The sequence below is a fragment of the Micromonospora sp. NPDC050795 genome, from assembly GCF_044456785.1.
Lineage (GTDB): Bacteria > Actinomycetota > Actinomycetes > Mycobacteriales > Micromonosporaceae > Micromonospora.
In genome coordinates this window covers 84,434-102,432 of sequence record NZ_JBITGE010000012.1, presented here as the reverse complement: position 1 = coordinate 102,432, position 17,999 = coordinate 84,434, and the positions used below count along the sequence as shown (strand labels likewise).

The 17,999-nt window shown below is 68.2% G+C and carries 18 protein-coding genes; 8 read left to right on the top strand and 10 right to left on the bottom strand.

The window, feature by feature from the left end; all coding sequences use genetic code 11:
- The first annotated feature begins 59 nt into the window (after nt 1-59).
- Both ACIBEF_RS13315 and ACIBEF_RS13310 read left to right on the top strand, forming a co-directional pair.
- Nucleotides 60-926, top strand: a complete 867-nt coding sequence (locus tag ACIBEF_RS13315; RefSeq protein WP_396793631.1) for a GntR family transcriptional regulator — start codon at nt 60-62, stop codon at nt 924-926.
- Nucleotides 923-1,618 (top strand): HAD family hydrolase, encoded by a 696-nt coding sequence (locus ACIBEF_RS13310; protein WP_396793630.1) that lies wholly within the window; start codon nt 923-925, stop codon nt 1,616-1,618. Before ACIBEF_RS13315 ends, ACIBEF_RS13310 begins: the two co-directional genes overlap by 4 nt.
- A 19-nt stretch (nt 1,619-1,637) precedes the next feature.
- On the opposite strand, the gene ACIBEF_RS13305 is transcribed toward ACIBEF_RS13310, so the two are convergent.
- Nucleotides 1,638-2,837: a hypothetical protein gene (locus tag ACIBEF_RS13305; protein WP_396793629.1), complete on the bottom strand. Its 1,200-nt coding sequence runs from the start codon at nt 2,835-2,837 to the stop codon at nt 1,638-1,640.
- 638 nt (nt 2,838-3,475) lie between these two features.
- Here ACIBEF_RS13305 and ACIBEF_RS13300 point away from each other — a divergent pair.
- Entirely contained in the window at nt 3,476-3,889 is a 414-nt protein-coding gene (locus ACIBEF_RS13300) for a hypothetical protein (protein WP_396793628.1), read from the top strand.
- A 282-nt stretch (nt 3,890-4,171) separates the two neighbouring features.
- On the opposite strand, the gene ACIBEF_RS13295 is transcribed toward ACIBEF_RS13300, so the two are convergent.
- The 3 genes from ACIBEF_RS13295 to ACIBEF_RS13285 form a co-directional block, all read right to left on the bottom strand.
- Entirely contained in the window at nt 4,172-5,332 is a 1,161-nt protein-coding gene (locus ACIBEF_RS13295) for an XRE family transcriptional regulator (protein WP_396793627.1), read from the bottom strand.
- Nucleotides 5,329-5,946, bottom strand: coding sequence for a hypothetical protein (locus tag ACIBEF_RS13290; RefSeq protein WP_396793626.1), 618 nt, complete (start codon nt 5,944-5,946; stop codon nt 5,329-5,331). Before ACIBEF_RS13290 ends, ACIBEF_RS13295 begins: the two co-directional genes overlap by 4 nt.
- A 258-nt stretch (nt 5,947-6,204) precedes the next feature.
- Nucleotides 6,205-6,474, bottom strand: coding sequence for a hypothetical protein (locus ACIBEF_RS13285; protein WP_396793625.1), 270 nt, complete (start codon nt 6,472-6,474; stop codon nt 6,205-6,207).
- Nucleotides 6,475-6,675: 201 nt separating this feature from the next.
- On the opposite strand from ACIBEF_RS13285, the gene ACIBEF_RS13280 reads away from it, so the two are divergent.
- The 3 genes from ACIBEF_RS13280 to ACIBEF_RS13270 all read left to right on the top strand — a co-directional run bounded on the left by ACIBEF_RS13280 (nt 6,676) and on the right by ACIBEF_RS13270 (nt 9,539).
- Nucleotides 6,676-6,933 (top strand): GntR family transcriptional regulator, encoded by a 258-nt coding sequence (locus ACIBEF_RS13280; RefSeq protein WP_396793624.1) that lies wholly within the window; start codon nt 6,676-6,678, stop codon nt 6,931-6,933.
- A 384-nt stretch (nt 6,934-7,317) separates the two neighbouring features.
- On the top strand, nt 7,318-8,403 hold the full coding sequence (locus ACIBEF_RS13275; protein ID WP_396793623.1) for a Gfo/Idh/MocA family protein: 1,086 nt from the start codon (nt 7,318-7,320) through the stop codon (nt 8,401-8,403).
- 119 nt (nt 8,404-8,522) lie between these two features.
- Nucleotides 8,523-9,539, top strand: coding sequence for a hypothetical protein (locus tag ACIBEF_RS13270; protein WP_396793622.1), 1,017 nt, complete (start codon nt 8,523-8,525; stop codon nt 9,537-9,539).
- A 64-nt stretch (nt 9,540-9,603) separates the two neighbouring features.
- Here ACIBEF_RS13270 and ACIBEF_RS13265 read toward each other — a convergent pair whose 3' ends face one another.
- Nucleotides 9,604-10,362, bottom strand: a complete 759-nt coding sequence (locus tag ACIBEF_RS13265; RefSeq protein WP_396793621.1) for a hypothetical protein — start codon at nt 10,360-10,362, stop codon at nt 9,604-9,606.
- A gap of 202 nt (nt 10,363-10,564) precedes the next feature.
- Entirely contained in the window at nt 10,565-11,221 is a 657-nt protein-coding gene (locus tag ACIBEF_RS13260) for a 4'-phosphopantetheinyl transferase (protein WP_396793620.1), read from the bottom strand.
- Between the two features lie 198 nt (nt 11,222-11,419).
- On the opposite strand from ACIBEF_RS13260, the gene ACIBEF_RS13255 reads away from it, so the two are divergent.
- Nucleotides 11,420-11,689 carry a hypothetical protein gene (locus ACIBEF_RS13255; protein WP_396793619.1) on the top strand — a complete coding sequence of 90 codons (270 nt, stop codon included), beginning with the start codon at nt 11,420-11,422 and terminating at the stop codon, nt 11,687-11,689.
- Between the two features lie 46 nt (nt 11,690-11,735).
- Here the strand turns inward: ACIBEF_RS13255 and ACIBEF_RS13250 are convergent, their stop codons facing one another.
- The 3 genes from ACIBEF_RS13250 to ACIBEF_RS13240 all read right to left on the bottom strand — a co-directional run bounded on the left by ACIBEF_RS13250 (nt 11,736) and on the right by ACIBEF_RS13240 (nt 15,821).
- The gene (locus tag ACIBEF_RS13250) at nt 11,736-12,518 is read right to left on the bottom strand and encodes a peptidase (protein ID WP_355005137.1); all 783 of its coding nucleotides are present in this window, start codon (nt 12,516-12,518) and stop codon (nt 11,736-11,738) included.
- The gene (locus tag ACIBEF_RS13245; RefSeq protein ID WP_396793618.1) at nt 12,518-13,795 is read right to left on the bottom strand and encodes a VWA domain-containing protein; all 1,278 of its coding nucleotides are present in this window, start codon (nt 13,793-13,795) and stop codon (nt 12,518-12,520) included. Before ACIBEF_RS13245 ends, ACIBEF_RS13250 begins: the two co-directional genes overlap by 1 nt.
- 364 nt (nt 13,796-14,159) lie before the next feature.
- Entirely contained in the window at nt 14,160-15,821 is a 1,662-nt protein-coding gene (locus tag ACIBEF_RS13240) for a dolichyl-phosphate-mannose--protein mannosyltransferase (RefSeq protein WP_396793694.1), read from the bottom strand.
- Nucleotides 15,822-15,961: 140 nt separating this feature from the next.
- Between ACIBEF_RS13240 and rsmI the strand changes: the two genes are divergently transcribed.
- Complete coding sequence (rsmI, locus tag ACIBEF_RS13235; protein WP_396793693.1) at nt 15,962-16,801, top strand: 16S rRNA (cytidine(1402)-2'-O)-methyltransferase; 840 nt, start codon at nt 15,962-15,964, stop codon at nt 16,799-16,801.
- A gap of 31 nt (nt 16,802-16,832) precedes the next feature.
- Here rsmI and ACIBEF_RS13230 read toward each other — a convergent pair whose 3' ends face one another.
- Nucleotides 16,833-17,888: a hypothetical protein gene (locus ACIBEF_RS13230; protein WP_396793617.1), complete on the bottom strand. Its 1,056-nt coding sequence runs from the start codon at nt 17,886-17,888 to the stop codon at nt 16,833-16,835.
- Between the last annotated feature and the right edge of the window lie 111 nt (nt 17,889-17,999).

Genomic DNA, 17,999 nt, shown 5'->3' with positions numbered 1-17,999 from the left:
CAAGACAAGAGGCCGACTGAAACTTCCCTTACTTGGCTAGTCAGCGGTACCGTGGGCGCGTGAGTGACAACCTGGACTTCCTCGGTCAGCTAGACCCTGACGACCCAAGACAGGCTTCGCAGCAGATCGCCAACAAGCTGCGCGCCGCCATCCTCACGCGCCGGCTTGCCCCAGGCGACAAGCTGCCGTCACAGCCCGAGCTAGCAACCCGCTACGGCGTGGCCCGCGAAACCGTCAAGCGCGCCCTGGACTTGCTCCGAGCAGAGCGGTTGATCGTGTCTCGACAGGGAAGCGGCGCGTTCGTCCGGGCACAAACACAGCGGCCCGTAGAGCTACGCCCGCACATCGAGGCTGCATTCGAGCGATCACATGTCGCGATCGACTTCGCAGGGTTCTCTGGCGAGACGCTGCGCGACGCGCTCGCCGAAGCGCTCGACAAGGTGCGGGTCGGACAGCTCGCACCGGAGACCATCGCCGTGCGCATCCTGATCTCCGACATGACCGTTCCGATGGCACTGCCCGCCCGAGCCGAGACGCAGGCCGATGACGCGGCCGTACGCGAACGTGCGGAGCGCATCACCCGACGAGCCGCAGACGGCATCATCGACCAGGTCACCGAGCTAGGCGACCTCGGCCTCATTCGGTCGACCACCGTCGAGGTGCGGATGCACCGTGCCGCACCGCTGTTCAAGCTCTACATCCTCAACGGCGAAGAGGTCTTCTACGGCTTCTATCCGGTCGTTGAGCGAACCGTCTCGATCAAGGGTGAGCCAATGGCGATCTATGACCTGATGGGCAAGGACGTGCCGCTGTTCCACTACGCCGTGACCGACGATGACACCTCCCACGGCACGCAGTTCTTGGAAGCATCCCGCCAGTGGTTCGACTCGGTCTGGTCGACCATCGCTTACCGGTACGACACATGAACGCCGACCTTAGCCGGCTGCTCGACGAAGTCGGTGCCGTGCTGCTCGACTTCGATGGGCCGGTGTGCAGCGTCTTCGCGGGCTATCCAGCGCCAAGGGTCGCCGCGGAACTGGTCGAGGTGTTACGCCGGTGCGGCATGGCGGTCCCGCCGGATCTCACCAGCGAACCGGACCCGCTTGAGGTGCTACGCCGCATCGGGACCACTGGTGACCAGAAGGCGACACAGGCAGTAGAGGATGCGCTATGCGCGGCTGAGCGCCTGGCCGTCGAGACCGCCGAACCGACGCCATACGGCCGCGAAGTCATCGTGGCTGCCCGGGAGGCCGGCTTCCCCGTGGCGGTAGTCAGCAACAACTCTGCCGGTGCCGTGAGCGCCTACCTCGCAGCGCACCGACTTGCCGTCCATGTCTCGCCGATTGTTGGCCGAGCCTACGCCGCCCCGGAGCGGATGAAGCCCAACCCGGAACCGATCAGGCAAGCTGCGCACGCGATTGGCGAGCCGCCGGGTCGGTGCGTGTTGATTGGCGATTCGCTCGCGGACATCGACGGGGCACGGGCCGCTGAGGTGCGGGTAATCGGGTACGCAAACCGCCCGGATAAGGTCGAGAGGTTCCGAGCAGCCGGAGCGGATCTAGTGGTAACCAATATGCGGGAGATTGCGTTCGCGCTAATCAGGCGACTTGACACCTGATACACGCAGTTCGAATTCGTCAGCGCCTTCGGCGTTCGAGGCTCACACCAGAGCGATACAAGAAATAGAACGGCATGTTCTGAGCCTGGTTGAGCGCTCTAGATCTTTCACTTGCGACGCTTGCAATCGTTGGTCCAACCGAAACGGAGGCGGCCAGCGCGGCCCAGATGTAGTTGGGGTGGCTGGCTGCCGCGATCGCAAGCCCGGTTGCGCTGAGTCCACCAACGGCCGCTACCTGCCCTGCCGCAGCGGGTAGCGCTCGCATTGACAACCTGCGCAATGATGCGTCTTGCTGTACTCGTTCTCGGATTTCCTCGATAGCTGGGGACACTTTCGTCAGCCACAAGTGATCGAGCGATGGTTCGAAGTCCGGATCGGCCGGAGATTCTGGCAGATCGGAGGCAGTCTCCTCTACCGAACGTCGGAACCGCGCAAGTGGTGCGTCCAACTCTTTTCGTATGTCGACTATCTCCGACATATCAGCCCCATCGAAAGATGGAAGCCTCTCGACCAACCCGGTACCACTTGCAGCATTGAGGGCGCGGAGGTTGAACCGATTCGATCGGCTGAACTCGCCGGCTTCCACACCGAGATCGGCCAGATGGGCCGTTGTTGCATCGAAAAGTGGGTATGTTCGCTGGTCTGCAAGCGTACTCTTTACCCGATCGACGTACCTTTGAAGCAGAAGGTCATCGGGAAGATCGTCAAAACTCTCTTCCTCTGACACCAGCGGGTCGAGGGAGATTAGTCCGGCATTAATTGCTGGAATCAAGGGTGTCGCCAGGCACTCATCGAGATTGCGGCGTGCCGTCGTGCGTAGTCCCTCTAGACCCTGGTTGAAATTGCGCAGCAGAGCAGTCTTTTCCTTGCGCTCAGCTGCGGTAAGCGCGTGGCGGGGAGGAAGCGCATCAAGCGCCTCCCAGATGGCTTGCGCGTCTTCCGCAACCGGTCGAAGGGTATCGCCACCGTGCCGAACAGCTCTCTTGAGCGCCTTCGATAGAGTCTGAGGCGTAACCGTAGAAAGTTCCATGGCTGCGATTACGGCGAAGAGCCGCGGGCTAGCTATGCGCACGTGGTCCGCATAAAGGACCGCGGACTTGGCAATCTCCACCTCAGCATCGAGTGACGCTTCGCCGTGTCCTACGCCAAGGACAACTGTGATCTCAAACCGAGGTGTTTGGAGATTTCCACGCCGTTTCTTCTGACGCGCCTTACCCAAGGTAACCCTCCTTCGAAATCCACCAACCGTCCCGCTAATCCAGCCTAGACGGTCTAGCTTCTCGCGTTGACATACGACTGACCCGTCCATAGTCGAGGGACACCATGCCGGAGCATAGCTCGTGTTCAGACTTTCTTTACTTGGTCAAGGGCGGGCCTGCGGCCCGCCGCCGTGTCGCGCCGGGGCGCGCGTGCGGCCTGGCGGCCGGTCACGCCCCGGCGCACACGGCGCGGTGTCGGAGAGCCGTAGACACGGCTACGCGGCAAGCCAGGCCGCCGGCGTGGCCGCCAGTAGCACGTCAGTTCTGGCGCTCCCTCGGCCGAATGCCCGCGCGGCAGTAGGCACGATGGGTGCGTCGGGCTCCGGGTTGCTGGGCGCGTTTCCGGCTGCGTCTGTGGCTCAGCTTTGAAGACCGAGAGGCGTGGTCACCCGGTTGCCGACTCGCGGTGACCGCTCACCCTGGCAGGGATGCCGCCGCGCCGTCGTGGTCGTCATTCGGAGGCTGGGCTATGGTGCCACGGGTGATCTTGGGGGAGGAACCGCGACGCCGCCGGCCGCGCCGTTGGGTGATCTATTTGGCGATCGGGCTATCTCTGTGTGTGGGCGGTCCGGCTGTCGCTGGGGTGAGTTGGTTCGCCGTGAAGACAGCGGAAGCCGACAGGGGACAAGCAGCGCCCGACGCCGCCGTGAACGTCTTCATGCTGGCCCTATCGTCGGGGGAAGAACTCGGGCTACGGGCGGTGCTGGCACCGCAGCATCGGGGCGAGCTGCTCGACGAGTGGCGCGATCTCCGGCGTGACATCACTCGGACCGACCCACTGCCATCGAAAGTCAGCGCGGGCGTGTTCGACGTTGAGGACCAGGGCGACGGCCGCGCCCAGGTGGTGACGCGCGTTCAAGTGGTGTGGTGGGGCGATCACGGCATGTCGATGGCCGGCACCCCGCGCCCGTGGCAGTTCGAGGCACGCCGCGACGGTGGAGGGTGGCGGGTCTGGAGCGTCGACCCGTACCCGTGGTGCGGTGGTCATGTCCGCGCCGATGCCTGCCGATGAGCGCGAAGTTATCCGAGTATTGACCCGACGCAGACTGAAGGGCCGGCCCCTGACCAGGGAATCCTCGTTCGTTCGGTAGGGCGCTCCACCTTGGCGCCCTGGCCCTGGCCCGCTCCACGGTGTGTGGGTCGGCGGCAGACGGGATGGGCATGAGTGTCATGGCTGACGCGGTCCGCTCTCGCTTATGTTCAAGGGAAGAACTAAGGGTCAGGGTGGAGGCTCTTACCGATTCCTCACACCCTGACCCTGTGAACACAGATGTTGCTTTTCTGAGTTGGGGCGCTAGCGGCGCTCACCTATCCTGTATACGTTATCTGCTCTGCTGCGCGCCGGAGTCGAGGATTTTTTCTCGGACCAGATTTGGCTCGCCAAAACGCGGCGAATGTATATGGCAGGCCAATAGCCAGTTCCGGCAGACATTTCGCTGAGATGGAGTCCGTCTCCGAAGACCGCTTCGGACATGCGCGCTACCAGCCGCGGGCGTTCCACATCTCGGTCCTCATGACCGGGTTCTTGTTCCCGCCACCTCAGACCAGTTCGAGGATCCTTACGGTTCGACAACTGCTTGTAGAAATTCAGTCGCCTGTCCTCGTCTATGAGACCTGTCCGCCACGCATGTTCGACGATGCTGGCCAGCGACATGCCGTATTGCGCCTTAATCGGCATGATGCTGTTGAGCGTCGCCGCCCGTGGCCACATCTCTTTAAGAACATTCGATGGCAGCATGAAACTTCGAGCAAAGTCGAACGCTTCCTGCTCTGCTTGCTTGTCCTCGGGCGCCCCGTTTCGATGTAGCACCAAGTGGCCCAGTTCGTGCGCTACCGAGAATCTGGTTCGCTCCCAGGATTCCATTACGCGAACTACGGCAAGCGGCCATTCGGCTGGGTCGCCCCAAGTTCGGCCAACCCAACAGCTGACAGCATCGTGCTTGGCGATATCCGCTTCTATCTGGAGCGCAACGATTGGAATTCCATTGCGTTCCATGACACGCATCAGGTGTGGAATCGGAGAGACCTCGTCCAGCCCGAATCGTCGGCGTGTTGCTCGGGCGGCACTGTCAGCGTCTTCGAAATCCATGCGAGCAGGCAAGGTTAGGGAGGGGATTTTCACTTTGGAGGCAGTCGCCATAAGCATTTCGCCAGCGAGTCGTAGCCAGGTATGTAGCTGCTCTTCTTCCCTTTTCGGCATAGTTCTTCGAGCGCGAAAGAGCGTTGACCCAGGCTTAACGTATGCCGCCGCTTCATAAGAAAAGAAGTCGAGCGGGAAGGCCAGGCATTCTGCCAGCCTTTCCGCTGTCTCTTCATTAACTTCGGTAAAGGCAGCGCGTTCTAGGCGGGTCAGCTGGGATGGAGCTATGCCCGCCCGGTCGGCTACGTCCTTAGAAAGCAGAGATTGAACTACGCGCGCATCCCTTAGCCGTTCGCCATAAATGCGAACCTTCATGCGGTATCAACATCCTCCGTCCCGGTTCGGTCGTCCACCGAATTGACCACATCGGCCAAGTCGTCGTCGTCGTTGGAGGACCCAGCAGGCGGCGCGTAGGACTTCGCGGCGGGCGGAGGAAGCGGTGCCTCCTCAAAGATCACCCACTCCTTTTTGTTCCACGACGCCGCATCCACCCGCGCCAACACAATGCTTCGCAGCTGCTGCTGCTGCTCGTCCGGGTCCCAGAGGATCGCAAGCTCACCCGGATGAAAACCGGCGAACATCTCCAGCTGAGGCATGTTGCCCAGGACGAGGCAGTTCGGGTTGCGCTTGCGCACCCGCGCCACGTCGCCACCGTGAGTAGAGAAGATCAGCCGGACGGCATCAAACTGGATGACCTTCAAGGTGAGCCCTGTGTCGGCCAAGTCCGCTCGCAGCTGGGGGCCCAGCCCACGACGCACCACCGGTGCCAGCACGTGGCCAGGATGCTCGCCAGCGTCGGCGGCGTTGACCTCGTCCAGAGCTCCGGCGGCGAGGCTGACCTTGTCGAGGATGGCACGGTGGAGGATGGCGAGGCCGGCCTCGTGCAGCTCGACCACATCAGCCACGGGCAGGACCAGGAGTGAAGTCACGGTGTGAATTTTTACGGCACTTCTTCACCTCGGTCAAGCTGAGCATCCTTCATCGGCGTGTCACGGACGATGGTTGTGCAGATTAGAACATACGTACGACGACGTCAAGATCGGAAACTCGTGAGGATCTTGCGCTCGCTTGGGGCAGGCAAGGCGGCGGCCATCGGGAAACACCCGAAGCGCGGCTGTACATGGGCGGACCCGCTCCACGGCGTGTGGGACGACGGTGACGGGATGGCAGAAGTCAGTGCAGGGGTGCTACGTCGACCGCTCGGCGGGGTGCAGGCCGGCTAGCTGGACGAAGATCTCCCGCTTGTCGACGGCGTTGCCCCGGGCGTCGAGCTGGTAACCCGTGAGCCACGCCCAGCCCCGATAGGTCGGCTTCGGGCATACCGAGATCACCCGGAACCTGAACCGCTGCCGCCGGAACTGCACCGAAGCTTCGCGGTCGATCCACAGCTCGTCGCCAGGCTTGGGTGAGCGGGGCTGCGGCTTGGCCCACGCCCGGCCCTGCTTCTCGGCAGGCATGAAGGCCTCTCCCTGCTCGAAGGTTGCCCCTGCCCGGCCGAGTCGAAGGAGCCCAGCCGGGCAGGGATGCCGCCGTACCAGGGCGAGATATCTCTACGGCCAGCACAGCGGGTTAGCCGCACCGTACCAACCCCGGTCTACCTACGTCTAGCTACGTAGAAGGTTGATGCCGCAAGTGTGGAGACTTCTAGCGTCAGACGTATGGAGTTCGACCCGGACGCGCACATCGACCACGGCGCACCGCTGCCGCCCTACCGCCAACTGGCCGGCATCCTCGCGGCCCGGGTCCAGCGCGGAGACTGGCAACCCAACCGGGCAATCCCGTCAGAGGCGCACCTGGTGCAGGAGTACGGCGTCGCCCGCGCGACCGTGCGACGCTCGATCGCCGTCCTGGTTGATCAGGGCGTGCTGTTCGTGGTCCCGCAACGAGGCACGTTCGTCAAGCCCGAAGGCCAGTAACCTCCGATGCCCAGTGCATGATCATCGGGCATAGATCCGGCACAACTGAGCCCGAAAAGCCGTGTAAAACGTCGAGAGGCGCTGAGGACTCCAGCCCTGTTCAGAGGCCAGATCTGACCGATTGCGTATGGTCTCTACCCGGCTCACGGCGTTTGGGGTTCAAATCCCCTCAGCTCCACCCCAGGTCAAAGGCCGTTTCCGCAAGTCGGAGACGGCCTTTTGCGATCTTCGGGGTGCGTGACCGACCCACGGCCAGGTCGGAACGACCCGGCGTTGATCCACCTAGGCGAAGCGTTCGGTCGTCACCGGTATCAGGCCGTGCTGGCGCGGCAACCGTAGCGAAGTGCAACGGTTAGCATCCGGACCTCTACGTGAGGAGCCCAGATGACTTCGGTGGCCCAGACCCGGTTCGGCATCATCGGCAGCGGCTGGCGAGGTGAGTTCTTCCTACGCCTGGCCCGGCTGCTCCCCGACAGTTTCCGGGTGACCGGGGTGGTGACGCGTACCGAATCACGGGGAGCCGCCGTGACGGCCGACTGGGGCGTGTCGACCTTCCGCACGGCAGCGAAGATGCTCGCCCACGAGCGGCCGGATTTCGTCATCGTGTCGGTGCCGTGGCCGGTGACGTCCGAGGCGACCCGGGAGTTGGTCGCGGCCGGCGTACCGGTGCTCGCCGAGACGCCGCCCGCCCCCGACCTGGCGGGTCTGCGCTCGCTCTGGGCCGACGTCGGAGGCAGGGGCCTGGTGCAGGTCGCCGAGCAGTACCTGCTGATGCCCGGGCACGCGGCGCGGCTGGCGTTGGTCCGCGCCGGGCTGCTCGGTGAGCCGACCTCGGTGCAGATCTCCTCGACCCACCTGTACCACGCGGTCTCCCTGATCCGGGGTCTGCTCGGCGTCGGTCACGAGAGCGCCGAGGTGAGCGCGCGCGCCTTCGTCGCGCCGCTGGCCAACCCGCTCTCGCCGGCCGGCTGGAGCGGCGACGACACCCCGCAGCAGCTCTCCACCACCCTCGCGACCATCGACTTCGGCGGGCGGATGGGGTTGTACGACTTCACCGACAACCAGTGGTGGAACCCGCTGCGCACCCGGCGGTTGGTGGTCCGGGGTTCGCGCGGTGAGTTGGTGGACGACCGGGTGGTCCGCCTGGCCGACCCGAGCACGCCGGTGGAGTCGTTCCTGACCCGGCGGCAGACCGGTCTCGACCTCAACCTGGAAGGGCTCGACCTCAAGCACATCAGCTTCGACGGCGACGTGGTCTACCGCAACCCGTTCGTCGGCAGTGGGATGTCCGACGACGACATCGCGGTGGCCGATATCGTCGCCCGTGCCGGGGCGTGGGCGCGGGAGGAGGGCCCGGCTCCGTACCCGCTTGCCGAAGCCTGCCAGGACCACCTGATCAGCCTCGCCATCGACGAGTCGGTACGCACCGGCCGCCCGGTCGTCACCGCCACCGAGGCCTGGGGGCGGTGATTCCGGCGGTTCCGCTGCTGTCTCTTGGCTGACAGTGCGCAACCGTGCAGCCAGCTCACCTGTGGAGCCAGGTATCAATCAGATGCCTGGGAGTACCCGGGCCTCACAGGGGAGCAAGGATGAACCGAAGCACTCGACGCCGGATGCTCGCAGCCACCGCGACCGGTCTGCTGGCCACCTCGCTCGGGGTCGCTGTCTCCGCTACGGCGACCGCCGCGCCCAGCGGGGCGACCACCCGCACCTGCAAGATCAGCACGCTGCCGTACCCGACCGGCACCTATCGGGCCGACGCGAACGCGGTCGACCCGACGGGGCGCTACGTCGCGGGCACCGCGCTGCGGGTCGGTGAGACCGACAACCAGTACCTGCTGCTGTTCTGGGACGGGCAGTGGGTCACCGAACTGGAGTCGAAGAGCACGGACACCCCCGTCGACATCAACGCGGACGGCGTCGTGATCGGCAACGGATCGGCGGAGAGCGGCTACGGGCAGCCGTGGAGGTACCGCGACGGCAGGCTCGAGCAGTTGCCGGTGCTGCCGTCCACCGGCATCTTCGTCAGCGCCATCAACGATGCCGGCGACATCGTCGGTTACGGCTCGGACATCGTGCCCGGGCAACTGGTCGCGCTGCGCTGGCCGGCCGCCCGTCCGGGCACTGTGGAGGTGCTCGACGCCCCGGTCGACGCGCAGGCGGGTGGGATCACCGACAACGGGACCATCGTCGGTAGCGCCGGACCCTTCGGAGACTGGAACAGCTGGGTCCGCCGGCCGAACGGCCGGATCGACGCGCTCACGTTCCCCGGCGCCGAGTGGAGCACGGCCGGCGCGGCGGCGGGTCGTTGGGCGATCGGCCAGGCCTGGCTGAACGGCACCACCTCGGCCAGGGTGCGGTGGGACCTTCGGAGCGGCTCGCACACGTTGCTCGACCAGGACATGCCGGCGTTGGCCGACGTCAACGCCAAGGGCGTCGTGGTGGGTGGTGACCGCGTTGCCAGGGGCTCCACCTCCCGGGTCCTACCGGGCGGCGGCACCGGGGTGGTCGTCGGTGCGCGGTCCATCTCCGACTCGGGCACCATCGTCGGGTTCCGCAACGTCCTCGCCGACCGGGTGACCCCGGTGCGCTGGACGGGCTGCTGACCCTTCGACTCGCCCACCGCGTGGGGCCGGCCCGGACGGGTCGGCCCCACGTCGTGTCAGCGCGTCACGGCTTCCAGGAACCGGCGGTCTGGAACTGGTCGTGGTACTCCAGCGCGCCGGAGGTGTCGTGCACGTCGAAGACCACGCTGCCGGTGCTTCTGGTGCCGGCGGTCAGGTCGTCGACGGCCGGCATCGGTTTGCCACAGCCGGAGAAGGCTCCACCGATCGCGGTGGTCTTGGTGCCGTCGGCGGCGACCCACTGGAAGTAGAGCGGGTTCGTCGACGCGGTGCCCTTGGTGACAGCCACCGTCACGTCGGCGATCACGTACATGCCCTCGCCGGGCTTCAGTCCGTGGGACTTGCAGGGTTTGGTGGCGCTGCTGAACTTCGTCACGGTGATCTCGACGGTGCCGGCCTCGCGGTTGACGACCAGGGTGTCGCCCGGCGACATCCCGCGGGTGTCGGCGTTCGTCGGCGGGGTGGCCTGTGCCTCGCTCACCGTGGTCGAGGTGCCCTTGGTGCCGATGACGACCGCCACGATGCCGCCGGCGCAGGTGAGCAGGGTGAGTACGGCGGCGGTGACCGCGACGACCACGACGGACTTCTTCGCGCGGTCCGTCTGCGCCGGTGGTGGTGCGATGATCGGGTAGCCGGAGCCGCCGGGTGCCCGATATCCGCCGCCATCGCCAGTGTTCCCGCCGGCCGCCGGGTACGCAGCCCCCGAGAACGGCGGCTGCGGTGTCGCCGCGAACGAGTGGGTCGGCGGCTGCGGGTTCGGCTGTCGGGGGTCGTGCGGCGTGGCGCGAGGCTGGGGGTGGGTCACCGTACTCCTTGACGCTTCGGTACGTGCGGTGCGGGAACTCTTCGACGTTACCGTGGGTGGCGGAGCGTCCAATCGCCACGCCGGAGGGCTTCCCACCGCTCGGGTGCAGAACCCATCTGGCCAGCGTGGACGGTGTTCAACTGGTCACCGATAGCCAATGTGGATCGGTATTCCATTCATCGCTACGAGTGACCGTGTGAGGTCAACGTGCCGGAAGCACGGCGGCGGTGCGGACCAGCCCGTCGGCGATCACAAATCGGCCACTGATCGATGCTGGTGGGTCGTCGACCCCCGCCGCGTCCACCCGGGCCGGTGCGATCCGGGCGGTGAACGTGCCGGCATCCGGATCGATGTCGAGTTGGGCGTCGTGGAAGTCCAACCAGCCGCGGACGATCGGATGCCACACCTTGTAGACGGTCTCCTTCGCGCTGAACAGCACGATCGGCCAGTAGGTGCCGCTGGGCAGCCGGGCGCAGATGGCCTCCTCCTCGGGCAGCAGCACGAGTCGGCGTACTCCCGGATTGACCTCGCGGTGCTGCTCGGCATCCATCCCGACGGACCGGACGTCGGTGGTGTGCGCCGCCGCTGCGGCGCAGTAGCCGGCGGTGTGGGTGATGCTGCCGACGATCCCGGCCGGCCAGACCGGCGCGCGGTCGGCGGCGGCCGGCACGGCGGTCGACGGCAGGCCGAGGTCGCGCAGTGCCCTGCGGGCGCAAATCCTGCCCGCGGCAAAGTCCCGCCGACGGGTCTGCACCGCCCGCTCGCCGAGGCATGCCTGCTCAGCGGGGAGCAACTCGCCCGTCCAGTCCTCCGGCCCGGCGACGGCGACGGCGACCGTCGATGGCAGCAGGTCACGCATTCCGGTGACCTACTGGTCGGTAGGAATGACGCATCACGTTAACCGTCAAATTTCCGACTCCCACGACCGACGAAGGTACCGCAAAGATGTAACACCGGAGGGACGCGTAGCGCTCTCCCTGATGGCTCCGGGGGGACCACCATCAATGCTGGCCGGCACGGCAGCCGCCAGTCCCGTGGACATCTGGAAGGACGTGCGATGACCGATGGTCTGGAACGGCCGGGGGTGCGGGCCGACGAACACGCCCCGAAGACCCCCTGCTGGAGCTGCGGCTCCTGCGGTGACGAGTGGCCGTGCGCGACGAAGCGCACCCGGCTGCTGGCGGAGTACGGGGGTGACCGCGCCATGCTCAGCGTCTATCTGGGCTCCTGCCTCGCCGCCGCCACCGAGGATCTGCGCGCGGCCCCGGTGATGTCGCTCCAGGACAGGTTCATCGGCTGGTTGCCGCGCGGCTCCCGGCGGCAGTGAGCCTCTGGTGGCCCCGCCGCTGGGCGGGGCCACCAGAGGGGGCGTCTCAGCGACGTCGAGGGCGTCGGGTCAGCGCGAATCCGAACACGCCGGCCACCGCGGCGAGCGCGCCGCCGATGCCGGTCCAGACCCAACGCGAGCCGAGATCCGGCAACCAGTCCGTCAGCGAGCCGCTCTCGTCGTCGGCCTCCGCGTCCACCGGCGGTACGGCGTTGAGCACCGTGCCGGCCTTGGTGTTCGGCACCAGCGGGGCGGCCAACTCGCCGTCGTCAGCCGAGGCGCCCCGGTCGGCGATGGTGCCCACCAGCAGGTCGACGTCGATCGGCGCACCCAGATCCGGCTCCGGCAGCTCGATCACCGAGAGTCGGACGACGTACGTGCCGGGCAGTGGGTCGGCCGACCAGGGCTCCGCCCACGGCCGCACCTCGCGCAGCGTGCAACCCAGCACCACGTTCGACGCCTTAGCGTCCACTGTCGGGGTCTGGGCCCCCGCCGTGCACGCCTGGCGTCGGCGCAGCCCGTCGAAGACGTCCACCGTCCAGGTGGAGGCGCCGCTGCGTCCCTTCGGGAAGGTGACGGTGGCGCTGATCTCGTGCACCTGCCCGGCGGTCGCCGGGAACGACCAGTAGAGGTGATCGCCGATCGAGGCATCCACCCGTACCGGTTGTCCGGCGGTGATCGGGGTGGCGGTGAGGAACGACGTGCCGGCACGGTTCACCGGCGTGGCACCCGGGGAGGGGGTTGGTGCGGCGGCGGCCGCAGTGGGGAGCAGAGCGGCCGTGCCGGCGGCGAGCAGCGCCGCCATCGACCGGAACAGTGCGGTACGCATCAGTTCTCCCTCCAGGTGGCGACCCACCAGCGGGTGAGCAGACCGGCGAGCAGACCGGTGAGCAGACCGGCGATGGTGAGCAGTGCGAGCAGCACCCAGCCCCGGCCGAGGTCCGGTCCGTCCGGTGCGGGTGCGGCGGCGACCACGTCGATGGTCAACTCCACCGGCATGCCCGGGGTGGCCGCGGTGCCGGGACGCGGGGCGAACGAATTGCTGACCACCAGGCAGACGGTGGTGGGTTCGATGACCGGCGCGGCGCTCTGCTCGGTCTCGGTGGCATCCTCGTGGTCGGCGGTGGCCGACCAGCGCAGCCCGGCGGAGAGCACGTCGGCCCTCCCGCTGCCGGCGTCCGCTCCGCGGACGAGTTCCCGACCGTCGGCCGCGGTGGCCCGCAGCAGCACCCCGTAGTCCCGGTTGACGGCCCGGTCCAGCGCCATGCTCACCGAAGCTCGCAGCTCCTGCCCGGGGCGGATCGGCACCCGGTAGTAGCGATGCTCGGAGAACGCCTCCCGGTCGGCGTAGACGCCGGGGGCGAGCAGTGGCGCCGAGTCGCACGCGCTCGTGCCGCCGACAACTGTCGGGGCCCGGGTGTGCGTGTCTCCGGCCCGCTCGACGAGCTGTTTGATCCGGCCGGTCAGCTCCTCGGCGCTCTGCGCGGCGGTGTAGGTCCCGCCGGTGGCGCTGGCGATGCAGAGCAGTTGCCGGCGAACCTTGTCGTCGGGGGCCAGGCCGAGGGTGTCGACGACCAGGCTGGTGCCCTGGGCGGCCAGTTCCCGGGCCACCTCGCACGGGTCCGGCGGAGCGCAGGTGTCCTCGCCGTCGGTGATCAGCACAATCCGCCGGGTGGTGGCCCCGGCGCCCAGGTCCTGCGCGGCGGAGCGCAGCGCAAGCCCGACCGGAGTGAACCCGGTCGGCCGAAGTGTCGCCACCGCCGCCTTGGCGGCGGACCTGTTCACCGGCCCGACCGGCACGATCTGCTGGGTGTCCTGGCAACCGACCTTCTTGTCCTTGCCGCGGTAGGTCGCGCCGAGCACCCGGATGCCGAGCTGTGTCTCCTCGGGCAGCGCGTCAACCACCTCGTTGAATGCCTGCTGGGCGACCGAGATCCGGGTGCGCCCGTCGATGTCGGCGGCGCGCATCGACCCGCTGACGTCGAGCACCAGCTCGACCCGGGGCGGCTCGGGCGCCGGCTCCTCGTCGGCGTGTGCCGGGCCGGTCAGCGCGGTGGTCGCCAACAGTCCGAGAAGGACCGCCGTCGATCGTCTGAAGTTGATCACGACCCGCAGTGTAGTGAGATCCACTTTGGATGATCGTTTGGGTGCGGGCGCGCGGAATCGGCGACGCCGCCCACGTCGGGTTCGCCTCTGATCGGCAGCACCCGCGCTCAGGGTCCATGCCGGGTCACCCTCGGTCAACTGTGAGAGGGAAGGGGTCGGCTCGGCCAGCCTCCGTCGGAAATCTGACCCAAGTCGACCCGTTGTGCCGGTGGTGCGCGGTGGTTAAGCTCTTCATGCGCGCCCCAATCGCCCGCTTCCCCCGTGGCAGGCGATCGGGGCGCGCGTCTTTGTCAAGAAGGGCCCGCACGCTTCGGCGTGCGGGCCCTTCTTCCGTCGCGCGGTGCGGCGCGTCGCCTGTCGATGCTTATATCCACCGACCGTCGAGCCACATCCGGGACAGCCAGTCCGAGTACGGAATCACCATACCGACGAAAATCGGATAGAAGTACGCGAAGCACAGCGCCACCAGCAGCACGTACGCCCCCGCCGCGATGCTGCCCACCAGTCGGCGCTCGTAACTCGGGTCACCGGGCACCAGGGGCGTCACCGCACCCACGTCACCCCCGGCGGGCGCGATCAGCGCGCCCAGCACGTACACCACGGCCAGCACCAGGAACGGCACCGCGGGCGCGGCGTAGAAAGAGAACATCGTCCGGCCGTCGAGAGCGAACCAGAACCACGGCAGCAACCCGGCGGCCACGGTGAGCAGGATCGCGCCGGCCCGCCAGTCCCGACGGGCCACACCCAGCCAGGCCAGCGCCACCAGAGCCGGCAGGAACGACCACCAGAGCAGCGGGGTGCCGAGCAGCAGAATCTCCGAGGCGCAGCTCGCCGCGCCGCAGACGCCGTCACCGGCGTAGTGGAACGCCACCGGTCGGCCCAACAGCAGCCACTGCCACGGCCACGACTGGTACTTGTGCGCGTCGTCAAGCTGGGCGTGGAAGCCGTACGCCGCGCGGTGGTATTCGAAGAGGTTGATCAGTGGGCCGATGAACGGGCGGTCGCTGAGCGGTGCGCTCGGGTAGGCCGACGCGAGCCGGTAGTAACCGTCGTCGGTGAGCAGCCAGCCCGACCAGGTGGCGAGGTAGGTGCCGACCATCAGCACGCCGGCGAGCACCAGCCAGGGCAGCTCGTCGACGAGCGTGTCCCGCCAGGGCCGGCGGACGCCCGCCGAGCGGCGGACGCCGACCTCCCAGAAGAGCACCAGCAGCGCGAAGGCCGGCACGAAGTACAGGGCGCTCCACTTCACCGCGCAGGCGCAGCCGATCAGCACCCCGGCCGCCAGCCGCCACCACGGCCAGGTGCGCCAACCGGTCGGCGGGCGCCCGGCCCGTCCCGGCTGGCTCGGATCGAGCCCGTCGTCCAGGGCCCGTGCCCAGCGTCGACGGCGGGCGTCCCGATCGAGCACCAGTGCGCCGAACGCCGCCAGCACGAAGAACAGCAGGAAGATGTCGAGCAGGGCCGCCCGGGACAGCACCAGGTGGAAGCCGTCCAGGGCGAGCAGCAGGCCGGCCGCGCAGCCGAGCACCGTCGAGTGGAACATCCGCCGACCGATGCGGACCAGCAGCAGCACCGACAGCGTGCCGATCACCGCCGCCGAGAATCGCCAGCCGAACTCCGGTGCGGTGGTCATCAGGTGACCGGGAACGGAGACCTTCGAATCCGCGTCCTGGTAGCCGAAGGCCCACTCGCCGACGCCGATCAACCACTTGCCCAGCGGGGGGTGCACCACGTACGACGGGACGTTGTCCTTGTAGTTCCACTCCACGCCCCGGGAGATCAGGCCGTAGGCGTCCTTGGCGTAGTACGTCTCGTCGAAGATCTTGCCCTTCGGGCTGGACAGCCCGACGAAGCGCACGATCGCCGCGATGGCCACCACCACTGCTGTGGCCAGCCAGGAGAACCTGTCCACCTGGGTGTCGACGGTGGCGAACCGTCGCCGGACCACGGCGACCACCCCGCCGCCCTCGGCGTTCGGTGCCGTCGGCTCCTGGGTGGCACTGGGCTCGCCCGTCGCCTGGATCATCTTGTCCGGATCTGCGCTCGGGGTCTGCGCTGTCGACGCACTCGTCACCCGGCGATCGTAGGCTGCCAAGGTGTCCGGTGGCGTCCGTCGTCCCTGATACCGGTATTCCCTGCAATGAAGGAGACGAATTCGTGGGTGAAATGTCCGAAGTCGGGCGCCTGATTCTGCTCGGTGCCCCGCTCGGCAACCCCGCCGACGCCTCGGCCCGACTTCGGGAGGTGCTGATCAGCGCCGACGTGGTCGCCGCCGAGGACACCCGACGGCTCACCCGGCTGGCCCGCGATCTCGACCTCACCGTCGGCGGTCGAATCGTCTCCTACTTCGAGGGCAACGAGGAGCGGCGCACCCCCGAACTGGTCGAGGTCATCCTCGGCGGGTACGTGGTGGCGCTGGTCACCGACGGCGGGATGCCCAGCGTCTCCGACCCCGGCTACCGGCTGGTCCGTGCCACGTTGGATGTCGGTGCGCCGGTCACCGTCGCCCCCGGGCCCAGCGCGGTCACTACCGCGCTGGCCGTCTCCGGGCTGCCCTGCGACAGGTTCTGCTTCGAGGGCTTCCTGCCGCGCACCCCCGGTGGCCGTCGGTCCCGGTTGCGCGCCCTCGCCGCCGAGGAGCGCACCCTGGTCTTCTTCGAGGCCCCGCACCGGATCGGGGCAACGCTCACCGACCTGGCCGACACGTTCGGGGCGGACCGGCCGGCCGCGCTCTGCCGCGAACTCACCAAGACCTACGAGGAGGTGCTCCGCCGTCCCCTCGGCGAGCTGGCCCGGTGGGCCACCGAGGGGGACCCGCGTGGAGAGATCACCCTGGTGGTGGCCGGAGCCCCGGTGACTGCGGCCGAACGCCCCGACGACGACACCCTTCGCGCCGCCGTCGCCGAGCGGGAGGCCGCCGGCCGGTCCCGCCGGGACGCCATCACCGACGTCGCCACCGAGTACGCGCTGCGTCGCCGGGACGTCTACACGATCGTGCACAGCTGATCGAGGTGGTCCGGCTCGCCGGACGACCGGGTCACCACGCGGCGATCAGGAAGCCGACGGTGATCAGCGTGGGGCCGGCGACGGCGGCGGCCACGGCCCAGCGGCGGTGCCGGCGACCGGGCAGCCGGGCGGACCCGGTCAACCGGACGATGCCGGCGGCGCAGGCCAGCACCACCAGCAGACCGGGCAGCCACCGCAGGTGCCGGCCCACGCCGACGTCCGCGTACGCGGTACCGCTGTCCGGGCCGGTCACCCGTGCCGGCAGCGCGGTGCCGGCCGTGCTCCCCTCGGCGGGCACGCCACTGACCCGGACGCCGTGGGTGATGAACCGCCCGTCCTCGGCCGTGAAGATCCCCCGGCAGCGCAGGGTGAGACCGTCGCCGGAGCAGCCGTCGATCACCACCGTGCCGGTCCGGGCGTGCCCGACCGCGAGCCAGAACGGACCGGCACTGACCCAGGCGAAGAAGGCCGCGACCAGGCTCAGCACCACCAGCGCGGCGAGCCCGGGCAGCGGGTCCGGCGGCAGTGGCGTGCGGTGAGGTGCCCGACGCCGCGCCAGCCGGAAGCCGCGGAACCGCGCCGGTGCCGCGTCCTTGCGAATCGGGGTGCCGTCCCAGTGCACCTGCTCGATCGGCGCCCAGAAAGCGCCACCGTCGTCCTCCGACGGGTCGCCGTCGGAGCCATGGCCGCGCTGCCGGCGGCCCTGCTGCCGGACCGGCACCCGACGCGGCACCGCGTCCACCGGAGCGCCGGTGGTCGGCTCCACCTCGACGGGCTCCGCGCCGGCCGGCGCCGCGCCGGCCGGCGGGCCTGACGAGCCGGGCCGGGCCGGGCTGGGTACGGGTGCCCCCGGGGTCGGACGAGTCGGTGTGGGTGACGGCGCCGCCGGCGCGGGGCGGGCCGCTGCGGTGGACCTCCCCGCCGGGGTGGGCCGCAGCGCACCCGGGTCGGCGCTGGACACGAGCCGGGGCTGCGGCGCGACCCCGGCGACCCGGGACGCGGCGGGCCCCGGGTCGTCGCCGACCGCCGACCCGGTGGGACCGTCCTCGTGGTCCCGCGCCGCTCCTCTGCCCGTCACGACGTTCATTGCACACCGCACCAGGAGGTGAAACGGGCAGGTGAACCGCGTGTCGACGACAAATCGGACCAACGGGCGAGGTGGTCGGCCCAGTCCGCCGGTCGGGCACCCCCTATTGGT

Coding starts and splice junctions, on each gene's coding strand:
- ACIBEF_RS13280 (WP_396793624.1), top strand. CDS start 6,676: ATGGAGTTCGACCCGGACGCGCACATCGACCACGGCGCACCGCTGCCG.
- ACIBEF_RS13240 (WP_396793694.1), bottom strand. CDS start 15,821: ATGATCCAGGCGACGGGCGAGCCCAGTGCCACCCAGGAGCCGACGGCA.
- ACIBEF_RS13310 (WP_396793630.1), top strand. CDS start 923: ATGAACGCCGACCTTAGCCGGCTGCTCGACGAAGTCGGTGCCGTGCTG.
- ACIBEF_RS13285 (WP_396793625.1), bottom strand. CDS start 6,474: ATGCCTGCCGAGAAGCAGGGCCGGGCGTGGGCCAAGCCGCAGCCCCGC.
- ACIBEF_RS13275 (WP_396793623.1), top strand. CDS start 7,318: ATGACTTCGGTGGCCCAGACCCGGTTCGGCATCATCGGCAGCGGCTGG.
- rsmI (WP_396793693.1), top strand. CDS start 15,962: ATGTCCGAAGTCGGGCGCCTGATTCTGCTCGGTGCCCCGCTCGGCAAC.
- ACIBEF_RS13260 (WP_396793620.1), bottom strand. CDS start 11,221: ATGCGTGACCTGCTGCCATCGACGGTCGCCGTCGCCGTCGCCGGGCCG.
- ACIBEF_RS13255 (WP_396793619.1), top strand. CDS start 11,420: ATGACCGATGGTCTGGAACGGCCGGGGGTGCGGGCCGACGAACACGCC.
- ACIBEF_RS13270 (WP_396793622.1), top strand. CDS start 8,523: ATGAACCGAAGCACTCGACGCCGGATGCTCGCAGCCACCGCGACCGGT.
- ACIBEF_RS13230 (WP_396793617.1), bottom strand. CDS start 17,888: ATGAACGTCGTGACGGGCAGAGGAGCGGCGCGGGACCACGAGGACGGT.
- ACIBEF_RS13295 (WP_396793627.1), bottom strand. CDS start 5,332: ATGAAGGTTCGCATTTATGGCGAACGGCTAAGGGATGCGCGCGTAGTT.
- ACIBEF_RS13250 (WP_355005137.1), bottom strand. CDS start 12,518: ATGCGTACCGCACTGTTCCGGTCGATGGCGGCGCTGCTCGCCGCCGGC.